The sequence below is a fragment of the Hassallia byssoidea VB512170 genome, assembly GCF_000817785.2.
Classification (GTDB): domain Bacteria; phylum Cyanobacteriota; class Cyanobacteriia; order Cyanobacteriales; family Nostocaceae; genus Hassallia; species Hassallia carrinoi.
The window spans coordinates 20,792-34,502 of record NZ_JTCM02000012.1; the positions used below are offsets into that span (position 1 = coordinate 20,792).

Genomic DNA, 13,711 nt, shown 5'->3' on the forward strand with positions numbered 1-13,711 from the left:
ATCAGCATCAGATTAATGTATAAAATCCTGCTTCTTTTCCAACTCAAACACTGATTTTAGGGTATTTGAGCATTTTTAAAATATTAATGGTTAAAAGCCTTGAAGATAGGTAGCTCAAACGTTCACTGCATAAATCCTGAGTGTCAACGTCCTTATCCCCAGCTTTGGGGACAAAAGTTTTGTAATAGCTGTGGCACACCGCTACAGCTATTAGATCGGTATGTCCCTCTTCAGCGTTTGGGTTCTGGGGGATTTGCCCAGATTTATACGGTTTGGGATGAAAAGACCCAAACCGAGAAAGTGCTGAAAGTGTTGGTAGAAAATTCACCAAAGGCACTAGAGTTGTTTACTCAAGAAGCTGCTGTATTAAGTAGTTTGCGACATCCTGGTGTTCCTAAAGTCGATGAGGATGGGAATTTTCAAATAAACTTGTTCAATCCACAACCGCGTCAACTACCTTGTTTGGTGATGGAAAAAATTGATGGGTTGACTCTAGAGGAAATTCTCGAACAGTATCCTCAAGGATGTCCGGAAAAATTGGTGTTAAGCTGGCTGACCCAAGCGGTGGAGATTTTACAGGAGTTGCACAAACGCCAAATTCTTCACCGCGATATTAAACCGAGTAATTTAATGCTGCGGACTTTTCCAGCTACGACACTTTTAAATAAGGGGGGAGGTGGAGAAAGTCGCTTGGTGCTGATTGACTTTGGTGGGGCGAAGCAATTTAATGAGAAAATACTTCGTTCTCAATCTGGTTCAACGAGGTTATTTTCTTCTGGTTACAGTCCACCAGAACAAGTTATTGGGGGTAATGTCGGACCTGCTACTGATTTTTATGCCCTCGGTCGGACGATGATAGAATTAGTTACGGGTAAGTATCCGCCAAAGTTGGAAGATCCGCAAACTGGGGAATTGCGCTGGCGTGGTGGAATTAATCTCAACCCGGAATTAGCAGATTTGCTTTCGGAGATGGTAGAAGAAGATGTGCGATCGCGTCCGGCGTCTTCGACAATAATTTTAAAACGTTTGGCGAAAATTTCTCAACCATCTCCAAAACCGGATTTTTTCGCCAAAATTATGCAAGCTATCCGGCAAGCGATCGCCGGCGGAATGCAAGCATTAAGTAAAACTACTCTTTTCATCGTTCAGACGATATTTAGAGTCTTCGGTGCTTGTCTGATCACCATTTGGACAATGGTTTTAAGCTGCATCGGCGCTGGGGTAGGTACGATTGCTGGTTATATTTTGGCGTATCACACAATTTTAGGCGATCGCGTTGGCGCAATTGTGTCCGATCGGTTACTCGGATTAGTGCCGAATACTAACCATTTTTTCGGTTCAGAGATTGTTTTATTTGCCTTTGCTGGTTTGGGAACCGCATGGGGATTAACCGCTGCCGGGGGTTTTAGTCAACAGCGGCGGTTTGTAGTCGCCTCGCTGATGGGTATAATCGGCTACGGATTTAGCTGGTTAATGTTGCAATTAATTACACCCCAAGATGGAATCGAAGCTTCAGCAATCTCGATTTTGATAGCTGTTTTTCTTCTTACGCTTGGTTTGGGGCTACGCAGCCATCAAATAGTTTACGCGGCGATCGCTTCTTTTGGTACAGCGATCGTCTTTGCGCTTTTGATCAATTTCGGATTTTCACCCACCGCATTTCTCTTTCACAGTACACCCAACAAGTGGAGTTTACTGCTGACTATTCTCTTTTTTAGTCTTGCCGGCTTGTTTGTCAGCTTCTGGTTAGCGGTGAGTCATTACCTCATCGTACCGGGATTGCGCTTTTTCGGCTGGCGTTGAGGAGTGGGGGATGGGGGGCAGGGGGGGCAGGGGGAGCAGGGGGAGTTAAAATTACCAATGCCCGATGCCCAATGCCCAATGCCCGATGCCCAATGCCCAATGCCCGATGCCCAATGCCCAATTACCCATTACCCATTACCTATTACCCCATTAATCAAAATTCCCCTAGTCGCTTTTATGGTACGACTAGGGGGATTTCATAAAGAGTGGGTTATAGAGTTTCTGTATAGTTCTTGATATTTCTATTGTAGAGTCTCTATCTGGTTTTGACTAGTAGTTATAACATAATTCATTTTAATTTAACAATTGTTTTATCAATTGTTCATATATCTTGGGAAATCACAGAGCGATCGCCTTACATACCAGCCTCCTCATTCCCCATTCCCCATTTCCCACTCCCCCTTCGGGTTCGCCAGAGCCGGCACTCTTGGAAACCCTCCCTTTCTCGCTGGACTCACCATTCCCCATTACCCATTCCCCATTCCCCATTCCCCATTCCCCATATAAATTAAGATCCCCCCAAGCCGCTTTTTTACTTAAGGCGTGGGGGGATCTCATAAGGAGTAGGTGATAGAGTTTCTGTATATTTCCTGACGAATCCATTCTATACAGCACGTTTTCTATTGACTAGCCTAAATCTAAGAATTTACAGTACTTTTACCGCTTCTTTATTACTTCTTCATGCCGATCGCTTACTGAATAAGTCTTATATGTAAGTATAGCAATACATTCAAACCCTAGCTTGCCTACTTGTGAACTAACTCTATGCAAAAAAATATTAAACTTAAAATTGTCGCTACCGTAACGCTGTTAGCTTGTTTAGGTTTTACAGAGCAAGCCAAAGCATTTAATCAGCAAGACATGGATCAGTTGAAAGCAACAAGGTCTTGTCCACGGTGCGACTTGAGTAGTGCTGACTTAACTCAAGCTAACCTAGCTGGAGCAAATTTACGAGAAGCTAACTTAAAAGGCGCGACTTTATCTGGCGCTAATCTCAAGAATGCGGATTTAACAAGTGCAAATCTCGAAGGTGCAGTAATGAATTCTACCATTTTGTATGGTGCTTCCATGACGGGTACGAATTTGAAATCAGCATCGCTGGAAAATGCCGATCTGAGTTTTGCGGGTTTGATCAGCAGCAATTTAGAAGCGGCTAACTTCAAAGGTGCTAAATTGGACTTTACCAATTTCCGGGGGGCATACTTCCGACTGACAACTTTGCAACAAGGCACCGTCACATCTGACAAACCCTATGGGTGGTCATTGCAAGAAGGCACAGAAGACCCGAAACAGAAACCACGGGAATCTAAAAAGAAATAGGGAATGGGGAATAGGTAATTGGGCATTGGGCATGGGGCATGGGGCATAGGGCATAGGTAATTCCTCCTTGTCCTCCTTGTCTCCTTGTCTCCTTGTCTCCTTGTCTCCTTGTCTCCCCCCCCTCCCCCTCTCGCTAGGAGAGTTATTTTCGTAACGTTTCTTTATTATGGAAAACAAGCCTGTAGATTAGTTGATCGATGCTTACCCGTATTAAAGACTTAGCAATAAAACTAGCGCCTCGTTTAATTGAAATTCGTCGCCATATTCACTCTCACCCAGAACTCAGCGGTCAGGAATACCAAACAGCAGCTTTTGTTGCTGGTGTTTTGTCTTCTAGTGGTGTTCATGTGCAAGAGGGTATTGGTAAAACTGGTGTGATTGGAGAACTGCAAGGAACTGGTAACGATAATCGTTTATTGGCAATTCGCACTGATATGGACGCTTTGCCAATCCAAGAACGTACTAATTTGGAATATGCCTCTCGTCAAAAAGGTATAATGCACGCTTGCGGTCATGATGTCCACACTACAGTCGGTTTGGGAACGGCAATGATATTGTCCCAACTTGCAGAGGAGTTGCCTGGTAAAATACGATTTTTATTTCAGCCAGCAGAAGAAATTGCTCAAGGGGCAAACTGGATGGTAGCAGATGGGGCGATGAAAGATGTCTCGGCTGTATTAAGCGTTCATGTTTTCCCTTCGATACCCGCAGGTTCAATTGGTGTGCGTTACGGCGCGTTGACGGCGGCGGCTGACGATATAGAGATTATCATTATCGGTGAATCTGGACATGGCGCTCGTCCGCATGAGGCAATTGATGCAATCTGGATTGCTTCGCAAGTAATTACTACACTGCAACAAGCGATTAGCCGGACGCAGAATCCGTTGCGTCCTGTGGTATTGAGTATAGGTAAGATTAATGGTGGTAGAGCGCCGAATGTGATTGCAGATCAAGTGCAGTTGTTGGGAACCGTGCGATCGCTTCATCCGGAAACTCGTGCTAATCTACCAAAATGGATTGAACAAATCGTCGCTAATGTCTGCAATTCATACGGGGCACGTTATCAAGTCAATTATCGCCAAGGTGTGCCCAGCGTGCAAAATGATTATGCTTTAACACAGTTATTACAATCAGCCGCCGAAGAAGCATGGACGAGCGATCGCATTCAAGTATTACCCGAACCCTCTCTAGGTGCTGAAGATTTTTCTGTTTATTTAGAACATGCCCCTGGTTCGATGTTTCGCTTGGGTGTAGGCTACAAAGATAGAAGCATTAATCACCCATTGCACCATCCCCAATTTGAAGTAGATGAATCTGCCATTATCACCGGAGTTGTAACTATGGCATATAGCGCTTATAAATATTGGATGCACGATTAAAACTTAAATAGTGAATTGGGTTGTTAGGTAGAGACGTTCCGGACCGAACGTCTCTACGATGTTGTTTTTAAATCACAAATATCCGATAATTCCTACATTTATTTGAAAATTAAACGCCATTATATTATCTTTGGTAAATCGCACATATTGTAGAGACGTTCGGTGTGGAACGTCTCTACGACGGTTGTGGGGTTTTTATTAGTGTTGATAAGCGCGGACATAATATTACATAAAAAACTCCTAGCACTTATGTGTTAGGAGTTATAAATTAAAACCCACATCTGGAAATTTTTGCAAATTGCATTTAGTGTCAGCACCGAGGAAAGTTAAAAGGAAAAAGAAAGAAGGAGAAAACTTTTACCTTTTATTCTTACTGCCGAGATACTCTTTTTCAGATAAGTATTAGCAATAAAAAGTTCTCTGACTCGGCTCCTGTAAGGGTGGGATTATCCCACTCCTACACTGAAATTTCTACTTAGCCATTTTCTCTGCAATTTTGCTCTTAGCAGCTTTGAATTCTGTAGACAATTGTTCGCTTTCTTGAGTACTCAAGTTGTTGCGAATCGCAGCAAACATTGTGCTTTCTTCTTGACGAATGTGGTCGCCAACAACGTCCATCAACTGCTTGATTTTGTCTTTGAATTGAGATGAAGATGGATCGATAGCTTTGATTTCATCTAGCTTTTGCTTCATGTCAGCTTGTTCGTCATACAGCTCTTGAGTGTCGTTTTCACCGTAGAAAGGACGTACTCTTGGATAAACGACTTCCTCTTCTGCTTCAGAGTGAGCTGATAGATCCTTGTAGATTTGACCGAAGTATTCTTGGATCTTTTGAGGATCGTTGCTTGCTAGCAGTTCGGTAAACAGAGTATTTACTTTGGCGTGATCCATCCGGATAAGATCCTGGATGTTCATATCTTGCTTGTCGGTATTTTGGGTAACAACACTACCAACAACACCGCTGAATGCTGCCATAGCGTCTTGAACTCGTGCCCAAATACCTTGGTCTGCCTCTTGTCCTGTGAGTTCGCGGACACCCAAAATTTCCAGAACACCTTTAAGTTGCTCTTGGTGAGCGCGGTTCTCAAAGTTAATGGTGTTCAAAGGTCCAATTGCTGCCATCACGTCAGCGCCGACTTTTTGACTAGCTTTGTGAATGGTCAAGCCAGACATTACTTGTTGGTGCTTCAGCAATTCATGCTGAAATACTTTTTCATACAAGCTCAATTCTGAGCCTTGCATTAATTGTCCAAGCTTTTCAACCATTTGTTTAATGGTGTCTTTGGGTTCGCCATGTACGCCATACTGGACGATTACAGTTTCCAGAATGCCCATGTTTTTTTGGTCATCATTGAGCATGTCTTGGAAGCGCTTGCTGATTTCCGAATCATTGGTTTCTTTCAAAAACAATTGCTCATTTTGAATCAACAATTGTTGTAGCGCTTTCATGTCTGCCAATTTTGTGGCGATCGCAGAGCGCTTGGTATCATCTAAAGTCGCTACCATTTTTTGTTTCCTCTGAAAAACTCTTTAAATCAGTGTTAATACTACGTTGCCACAGGGTATTAGATGATTTCCTCTTTCTTTTGAGCGATGCCAGTCAAACTAAAGTTAGAAAAATGAGAATTTTTTTACTAATTATTATCCTTCTACTTTTAGATAGATAACTGTCTTCTCTTCACTCCATCGCCAGATAGATAAATTTTTTTCGCCAATTTTCTAGATTGACTCAAGGATAGTCAAATCGGAGATTAATTAATAATGCCAGACAGTCCTGGACTGGGAGAGCAGGCACTAAATAAAGCCGCAGAAATAGGGTTATCTAGCCAATTAGATGAAGTCGAAAATTTAGATGTAGATATCAAAACCGATCCGCTCAAACTAGTTCAAGGACAAGTGGATGAAGTCACAATTGAGGGCGAAGGTTTGGTAATGCAAAAAGACCTCCGGATGGAGGAATTAGAAATGCATATGGACAGCGTTGCCATCAATCCTCTAAGTGTTGCTTTTGGCAAAGTTGAACTCACTCAACCGACTAAAGCCAGTACGCGAGTTGTATTAACTGAAGCTGATATCAATCGCGCTTTCAATTCTGAATATGTGCGATCGCAACTCCAAAGTCAGAAAATACACATTAATGGGCAATTGATGACATTTCAGCCTCAACATGTAGATTTTCACCTACTAGAAACGGGTAAGGTGGCATTAAATGCCAGTATATTGTTAAAAGAAAGTCAAAAGCAAATTGCTTTTACAGCAACACCTTGCGTAAGTGCTAACGGGCAAAGTGTTTCTCTCGAAAATGTCGAATACGACGACAGTGAGGAAATATCGCCAGAATTAACCAAAGCTTTGGTAGAACAAACCAGCGAAATTTTGAATTTGAGTAACTTCGATTTAGAAGGAATGACTCTGCGAGTCAAGCAACTAAAAGTAGAAGCAGGTAAATTAACGTTGCAAGCTGAAGCTTACGTTGAGCAAATTCCCTCTGGTTAAAAACTAATAAATTCAGGATAATAATGGAAACTACAGATACAAACCAAACAACTTCCACACCTTTCCCCAATATTCCGCCACTGATTGAAAGTGACGACAGAGAGTATATGGATACTGGTGTACCCAGCACAGTAGCGATCGCCGGACATCCTTTGCATCCTTTGAGTGTGATTTTTCCCATCGCTTTTTTAGCTTTAGCTTTGGGAACCGATTTCGGCTATTGGTTAACTCGTGATTTTTTCTGGGCTAGAGCGTCAATATGGTTAATCGGACTCGGATTAGGTGCAGGTTTGTTAGCAGCTGCGATCGGTATGAGCGACTTTTTGAGAATTGAACGAGTCCGCAAGCGCAGCGCGGGTTGGGTACACATGATACTTAACGTTGCCATCCTAGTTTTATCACTCGTCAACTTCCTTTTGCGTTGGGGCAATCCTGACGCGAGAATTTTACCTTGGGGATTGTTACTATCCCTCGTTGTCGGTACGCTGACTAGTGCTTCTGGCTGGTTTGGTGCTGAACTTTCATATCGCCACAAAATCGGTGTTGTCGGTGCTGGTAGTAGAAGATACCCTTAGCAAATAGGCGTTGGATATTCGCAGGGTGATTTGACAAACAACATCGATAAATTTGACGTATTGTAGAGACGTTCCTTAGGAACGTCTTTATAATTCATACCGTCAATCAATGTCTCTAGGGAAATGTTCAACTTCCTTGCTGGCAAAATCCCTATTTGCGTCTTCTGCTGTTTCCTCAGACTGCGAGAGTGCTGATTGTCATAAGCATCTTACTTGTAAATGGCATCTTCGTTCCTTTGGCTGAAGAGTGAAGTTGATTTGAACTAGAGGAAATGATGACAAAAACAGAGGATTCAAATAACGAAGTGAATTTGGTATCTGAGTTTGCAGAGAAAATTGCTGTCGTTACCGGGGCAGCGACCGGACTAGGAGAAGCGATCGCGGTCAAGCTGTATCAAATGGGAGCGACGGTTGTTATCGCCGACATTGATGTGGATCGCGCACGTACTGTTGCAGAGCAATTGGATGCTTCAGGCAATCGGGCGCACGTTATCGAAACCGATGTTCGCAATCACCGGGCGGTCGAAGCGATGGTGAACGAAACGGTAAATCGCTTCGGCGGACTGCATCTGGCTGTTAATAATGCCGGAATTACTGGTCCGCATGAAGTTGCCACTGCGGATTATGAGATTGACTGGTGGAACGATGTGATTGCCACCGATCTGAGCGGTGTATTCTTCAGCTTAAAGTACGAAATCCCGGTTATCATCCGCAGCGGTGGCGGCGCAATCGTGAATATGTCATCGGCAAATGGTGCGGTTGGAGTTGCCGGAATCAGTCCATATACCGCCGCGAAACACGGAATTATCGGGCTGACGCGGGCGGCTGCGCTGGAATATGCAGACAAAGGCGTGCGAATCAACGCAATCGGTCCTGGCTATGTAGATACACCGAATATGCACAAGTTACCGGAGGAAGCGCGATCGCAGATGGCAGCTTCGCATCCGATGGGTCGCCTTGCACGAACCGAAGAAGTCGCGGAGTTGGTGGCGTTCTTGCTGTCGAACAAAGCGTCTTTCGTCACTGGCAGCTTCTACTTGATGGACGGAGGCTACACCGCGAGGTGAATGTTAGGTACGCCCGGTTCGTTTCAGCGAGTTTCCATGCGATCGCCGAGCAAGTCGAACAGCTAAAATTTTGTCAAGATTAATTTGGACTTTATTGAGATGAGACGCTCTTATCGACAATATGCGTTTGCCCCGATCATCCTTTCTTTGCTCATCGTTGTACCGATGGGCTTTTTATTTAAGTACTACACGGGTCTTGCTCATAAATGGTTTAATGATTACGGAGCCGCAGTCTTGTATGAAATATTTTGGTGCTTGTTCGCCTTTTTGTTCGCGAGAAGTCGCTCATTTATACAACAAATTCCTCTATGGGTTTTTGTTATTACCTGTATACTAGAATTTTTACAACTTTGGCATCCGCCTTTATTGACAGAAATTCGCGCCACTCTAATAGGTAAATGGTTACTTGGAACTACCTTTGCTTGGTGGGATTTTCCTCATTATTTGTTAGGTTGTGTTTTAGGTTGGTTGTGGCTGCGACAATTACACAAAATAGGCAATGCACAAAAAAGTCAAAGTTAAACCTAATTCCAAACAGCAAAAAATTGAAGAACAACCTGACGGCAGTCTTACTGTACATTTAAAATCACCGCCTGTTGATGGTAAGGCGAATGAAGAGTTAATTAAACTGTTATCAGACAAGTTTGATGTCCCGAAATCTTATATCAGAATTAAGTCGGGTTTATCCTCTCGACAAAAGTTAGTTGAGATTGATAAAGAAGGTTAAGATTTGTGGTTTTATAGATAATCTATGTGCTTTGATTAGGAAATATCTCGTTAACAGGCTGCTGCCTAGTAACGATGAATGCGAGGTGTAATTGAGGCAGCAACCCCACATAAGTCATTACTGGGCTGCTGCCAGGAACGAGAGATAATGATTATAATTCCTGAGTAATGCTGATGTATCGAGATTCGGCTTTGACTCGTTCTATCCAAGCTTTGATATGGGGAAATCTTGACAAATCAAACCCACCTTCATGAGCTACATGAGTGTATGCAAATAAACAGATATCAGCAATGGTATAACGTTCGGCAACAAAGAAAGTGTGAGTCTTTAAATGTTCTTCCATCAAGCTAAGTGCAGCATATCCACCTTTATGTTTTTCTTCTAAGGCATCTTTATATTGTTCGGCTTTACCTAAGACAGAAATCCAGTATCTGGGGGTAGCGATAAAAGGTTCATGACTGTACTGTTCAAAAAATAGCCATTGCAGTACTTGCGCTCGCAAGAAGCGATCGTAAGGTAAAAACTCTGTTCCTTCGCTCAGGTAAACCATGATGGCATTTGATTCTGACAAATATTTCCCTGGTTCAATTTCCAAAACAGGAATCTTGCCGTTTGGATTTTTACTTAAAAATTCAGGCGATCGCGTCTCACCTTTAGTGATGTTAACCTCTACTCTCTCAAAGGGAATGCCAAGTTGTGTCAATAAAAGACGTATCTTATAGCCATTACCAGAAGGTAAAAAATCGTACAACTGGAGTGGTTCCATATCTTAAAATATTGTAGGGAGGATATAGAGAATTCAGAGATTGGAAGAGAATATCTTATCAAATTCTTTCAAAAAAAACAGGGTAAAATTTGAAGAATATTTGCTTTTTATCTATGGGCTAGATTTCTCTGAAAAAACAAAAAAACGAAAGTATTATTTGTTTATAGTATTTAGTTGTTAAATTTTAATCAGCGGTTGAAAATAAAAGTATGTGTGGAAGATTTACTTTAAAGCAGCCAGCAGAAGCAATTGCCGCTTTGCTGGCTTCTGCCGAGCCAAATAACCAAACTTTTGATGTAGAAAAACTACCAGAATTGTCAGCGCAATATAACATTGCACCTACGCAAATGGTGGCAACAGTGTTACACAACAGTGAAAGCGACAAGCGAGAATTTCACTTCTTACGTTGGGGGTTAATTCCTTCATGGGCAAAAGACATCAGCATGGGGGCAAAGCTGATCAACGCTAGGGCAGAAACTGTCGCAGAAAAACCCGCTTTTCGTTCAGCTTTCAAACGCCGGCGTTGTTTGGTCTTGGCAGATGGCTTTTATGAATGGCAGCGTATAAACGGCAAAAAGCAGCCTTTTTACTTTCGTCTGCAAGATGGACAACCTTTTTGCTTTGCTGGGTTGTGGGAGCAGTGGGAATCTCCAGAAACAGATAAAATAACCTCGTGTACAATTTTGACTACCGTTGCTAACGAAGTATTAAAACCAATCCACGACCGAATGCCTGTGGTTCTTGATAAGAAATATTACGATTTGTGGTTAGATCCACAAGTGCAAAAGCCGGAAGCACTACAAGAAGCATTGCATCCTTACCCAGCTAGTGCTATGACTGCCTATCCAGTCAGCACTTTGGTAAACAACCCCAAATACAATAATGTTGATTGTATAAATTCAATGTAAAAGGGAATTACCTCAGCAATCAGTTAAATTAACTAATGAGGGATAGAAGCCATCAAAGAATTACAATTCCTTTATTAGCTGCAACACCACAGAGGCAGATATGCCAAGAACCCAAAAAAACGATAATTTTATTGACAAGTCCTTTACGGTGATGGCAGATATCATCTTAAAGATGCTGCCAACCAACAAAAAAGCCAAAGAAGCTTTTGTCTATTACCGAGATGGAATGTCAGCACAGGCAGATGGTGAATATGCCGAAGCCTTGGATTACTATACTGAAGCCCTAACATTAGAGGAAGATTCCTACGATCGCAGTTATATCCTCTACAATATGGGGCTAATTTACGCCAGTAACGGCGACCATGACAAGGCTTTGGAGTTGTATCATGAAGCAATTGAGTTAAACCCACGTTTACCCCAAGCTTTGAACAATATCGCCGTGATTTACCATTTTAAAGGTGAAAAAGCTAAAGAAGCTGGCGATCACGACGGTGGTGAAGCACTATTCGATCAAGCCAGTGATTATTGGATTAGAGCGATTCGTTTGGCTCCCAATAACTACATCGAAGCTCAAAACTGGCTGAAAACCACCGGGCGATCGCAAATCGACGTATTCTTCTAAAAGGCGCGGTAGAGACGTTCCATTGGAACGTCTGTACAAAAGTTATGAGTGAGGAGTTAAAAAAAATATGATTGACCGTGAGCAAGTTCATAAAGTAGCCCTTCTCGCTCGTTTAGAGTTGACACCTGAAGAAGAAGAGCAATTTACCACTCAGTTAGGAAATATTCTCGATTATGTTCAACAGCTAGATGAACTAGATGTCAGCAATGTTGCACCAACAACACGCGCTATTGATGTCAGCAACGTCACACGAGAAGATAAATTGCAACCCTATTCTGATAGAGAAGCTATTCTCAACAGTGCCCCAGAACAGGAAGGCGAATTTTTTAAAGTGCCAAAAATTATGAATGTTGAATAGTTGTGAGTTGAGAGTTGTTAGTTGATAGTTAAGAGTTGATAGTTGAAGCGTTGGAGCGGTAGAGACGTTCCGGTGGAACGTCTGTACTTTAGGAGCGTGGGAGCGTGGGAGTTGAGAGTTGAGAGTTGAGAGTTGAGAGTTGCATTTTTTCCTAACCAACAACTACGCTCCTACGCTCCCACTATCCAAATTCCACTATCCACTATCAAATAACAACTAACCACTAACTACTAACAACTATCAAAGGAGAGAATTTATGGGTTTGGGAATCCTCAAAGATGGTAAGTGGATATCACAAAGGGAACAAGAAGACTCAGATGGTAAATTTGTCCGTCCCTCAACCACTTTCCGCAATAAAATTACTGCCGATGGTTCGAGTGGGTTTAAAGCTGAATCTGGGCGCTATCATCTTTATATCTCTTGGGCTTGTCCTTGGGCTTGTCGTACCGCGATTATGCGATCGCTCAAAGGATTAGAAGATGCTATAGGCTTATCGGTGGTTGCTGCGGAAATTCACGAAAATAGCTGGGAATTCTCAGATGAACCAGGAAGCATTCCGGATACAGTCAACAAGACAAACTATCTTTGGCAAATTTATCTCAAAGCTGACTTCAATTACAGCGGACGAGTGACAGTCCCAGTTTTATGGGATACACAAACTAACACGATTGTCAATAATGAGTCCCGCGAAATTATGCGGATGTTCGATACAGAATTTAATGCCTTTGCCAAACAGAATGTAAATTTTTATCCAGAAGCTTTACAAAAAGTTATTGACCAGACAATTGACGCAATTTACCAACCAATCAATAACGGTGTGTATCGGGCAGGATTTGCCACTTCTCAGTCAGCTTACGATGAAGCGGTAACAGAATTATTTACAGAACTTGACCGTTGGGAAAAAATTTTAGGAAAGCAACGTTATCTGTGCGGGGATCAAATCACAGAAGCGGATTGGTGTATGTTTACTACTCTGTTTCGCTTCGATGCTGTGTATTACGTCCACTTCAAATGTAACTTACAGCGAATTGTCGATTATCCCAATTTGTGGAATTATCTCAAAGACCTTTACCAACAGCCGGGAGTTAAGGAAACTTGCAACCTTGACCACATCAAACGGCATTATTATATTAGCCATCCCAACGTTAACCCGACTCAGATTGTGCCATTAGGACCAAGAATTGATTTTGATGCACCGCATAACCGCGATCGCGCTTATGTTGTCTCTACCAAAGCTTGATACTAATATTTTTTCGGAATTAGGCGATCGCAAATAAAGTTTTCTCTTCCCCCTTTACACTTACAATCAAAAACCCGGTTTCTATTAATAATTGTTAATAAGCCGGGTTTTTAGTATCTAAGTATGTAATTTATGAATTCGCAAATATACTCAAATAAATTGGGAATTAGCAGAAACTTGCTGTAGTCATTGTTTGTTAGTTCTAGATAATCATGACTAATAACTTTTTAATTGTCACTTTTTATGAACTTTTCTACGCATTTCCAAGCTTTTATCGTGTAAGTCTAACTTTAGGATGAATGAGCGATCCCCTAGGATAGATGAGCGATCCCCGCTTTAGCAATTACATTAAAAGTGCCGACAAACATCTTTTTAACTCAGAAGCGAAATATGAATAGTTGTCCTTGTTGTTCCCACCAATTGCTACGCCATATTCGTTGCTCAAATGTT

General features: G+C 42.2%; 16 protein-coding genes. 13 read left to right on the forward strand and 3 right to left on the reverse strand.

Annotation, left to right across the window (positions count from 1 at the left end; translation table 11 throughout):
* Positions 1-99: 99 nt before the first annotated feature.
* Together PI95_RS08460 and PI95_RS08465 are read left to right on the forward strand one after the other, a co-directional pair.
* A complete protein-coding gene (locus PI95_RS08460; RefSeq protein ID WP_039747429.1) occupies positions 100-1,803 on the forward strand; it encodes a serine/threonine protein kinase in 1,704 nt (567 codons plus the stop codon).
* 3 nt (positions 1,804-1,806) lie between these two features.
* Positions 1,807-2,040: a hypothetical protein gene (locus PI95_RS08465; RefSeq protein WP_163518721.1), complete on the forward strand. Its 234-nt coding sequence runs from the start codon at positions 1,807-1,809 to the stop codon at positions 2,038-2,040.
* A gap of 102 nt (positions 2,041-2,142) precedes the next feature.
* Here PI95_RS08465 and PI95_RS08470 read toward each other — a convergent pair whose 3' ends face one another.
* Complete coding sequence (locus PI95_RS08470) at positions 2,143-2,292, reverse strand: hypothetical protein (RefSeq protein ID WP_163518722.1); 150 nt, start codon at positions 2,290-2,292, stop codon at positions 2,143-2,145.
* Positions 2,293-2,580: 288 nt separating this feature from the next.
* Here PI95_RS08470 and PI95_RS08475 point away from each other — a divergent pair, with 288 nt between their 5' ends.
* Positions 2,581-3,123 (forward strand): pentapeptide repeat-containing protein, encoded by a 543-nt coding sequence (locus PI95_RS08475; protein WP_039747612.1) that lies wholly within the window; start codon positions 2,581-2,583, stop codon positions 3,121-3,123.
* A 197-nt stretch (positions 3,124-3,320) separates the two neighbouring features.
* Positions 3,321-4,502 (forward strand): M20 family metallopeptidase, encoded by a 1,182-nt coding sequence (locus tag PI95_RS08480; protein ID WP_039747427.1) that lies wholly within the window; start codon positions 3,321-3,323, stop codon positions 4,500-4,502.
* Positions 4,503-4,973: 471 nt separating this feature from the next.
* Here PI95_RS08480 and PI95_RS08485 read toward each other — a convergent pair whose 3' ends face one another.
* Positions 4,974-6,008: a hemerythrin domain-containing protein gene (locus PI95_RS08485; RefSeq protein ID WP_039747426.1), complete on the reverse strand. Its 1,035-nt coding sequence runs from the start codon at positions 6,006-6,008 to the stop codon at positions 4,974-4,976.
* Positions 6,009-6,263: 255 nt separating this feature from the next.
* On the opposite strand from PI95_RS08485, the gene PI95_RS08490 reads away from it, so the two are divergent.
* From PI95_RS08490 to PI95_RS08510, 5 genes are all read left to right on the forward strand, one after another.
* On the forward strand, positions 6,264-6,998 hold the full coding sequence (locus PI95_RS08490) for an LmeA family phospholipid-binding protein (RefSeq protein ID WP_039747425.1): 735 nt from the start codon (positions 6,264-6,266) through the stop codon (positions 6,996-6,998).
* A 23-nt stretch (positions 6,999-7,021) separates the two neighbouring features.
* Entirely contained in the window at positions 7,022-7,573 is a 552-nt protein-coding gene (locus tag PI95_RS08495; protein WP_039747424.1) for a DUF2231 domain-containing protein, read from the forward strand.
* A 272-nt stretch (positions 7,574-7,845) separates the two neighbouring features.
* Positions 7,846-8,640 carry an SDR family NAD(P)-dependent oxidoreductase gene (locus PI95_RS08500; protein ID WP_236116986.1) on the forward strand — a complete coding sequence of 265 codons (795 nt, stop codon included), beginning with the start codon at positions 7,846-7,848 and terminating at the stop codon, positions 8,638-8,640.
* Positions 8,641-8,739: 99 nt separating this feature from the next.
* A complete protein-coding gene (locus PI95_RS08505) occupies positions 8,740-9,162 on the forward strand; it encodes a ribosomal maturation YjgA family protein (protein ID WP_052325198.1) in 423 nt (140 codons plus the stop codon).
* A complete protein-coding gene (locus tag PI95_RS08510) occupies positions 9,140-9,367 on the forward strand; it encodes a DUF167 domain-containing protein (RefSeq protein ID WP_039747423.1) in 228 nt (75 codons plus the stop codon). The genes PI95_RS08505 and PI95_RS08510 overlap by 23 nt, the downstream gene beginning before the upstream one ends.
* 151 nt (positions 9,368-9,518) lie before the next feature.
* Here PI95_RS08510 and PI95_RS08515 read toward each other — a convergent pair whose 3' ends face one another.
* Positions 9,519-10,133, reverse strand: coding sequence for a glutathione S-transferase family protein (locus PI95_RS08515; protein WP_039747422.1), 615 nt, complete (start codon positions 10,131-10,133; stop codon positions 9,519-9,521).
* A gap of 209 nt (positions 10,134-10,342) precedes the next feature.
* Here PI95_RS08515 and PI95_RS08520 point away from each other — a divergent pair, with 209 nt between their 5' ends.
* The 4 genes from PI95_RS08520 to PI95_RS08535 all read left to right on the forward strand — a co-directional run bounded on the left by PI95_RS08520 (position 10,343) and on the right by PI95_RS08535 (position 13,261).
* Positions 10,343-11,041, forward strand: coding sequence for an SOS response-associated peptidase (locus PI95_RS08520; RefSeq protein WP_039747421.1), 699 nt, complete (start codon positions 10,343-10,345; stop codon positions 11,039-11,041).
* A gap of 100 nt (positions 11,042-11,141) precedes the next feature.
* Positions 11,142-11,663, forward strand: coding sequence for a photosystem I assembly protein Ycf3 (locus PI95_RS08525; RefSeq protein WP_039747420.1), 522 nt, complete (start codon positions 11,142-11,144; stop codon positions 11,661-11,663).
* A gap of 67 nt (positions 11,664-11,730) precedes the next feature.
* Positions 11,731-12,021, forward strand: coding sequence for an Asp-tRNA(Asn)/Glu-tRNA(Gln) amidotransferase subunit GatC (gene gatC, locus PI95_RS08530; protein WP_039747419.1), 291 nt, complete (start codon positions 11,731-11,733; stop codon positions 12,019-12,021).
* 256 nt (positions 12,022-12,277) lie between these two features.
* Positions 12,278-13,261: a glutathione S-transferase family protein gene (locus PI95_RS08535; protein ID WP_039747418.1), complete on the forward strand. Its 984-nt coding sequence runs from the start codon at positions 12,278-12,280 to the stop codon at positions 13,259-13,261.
* Positions 13,262-13,711 lie beyond the last annotated feature (450 nt).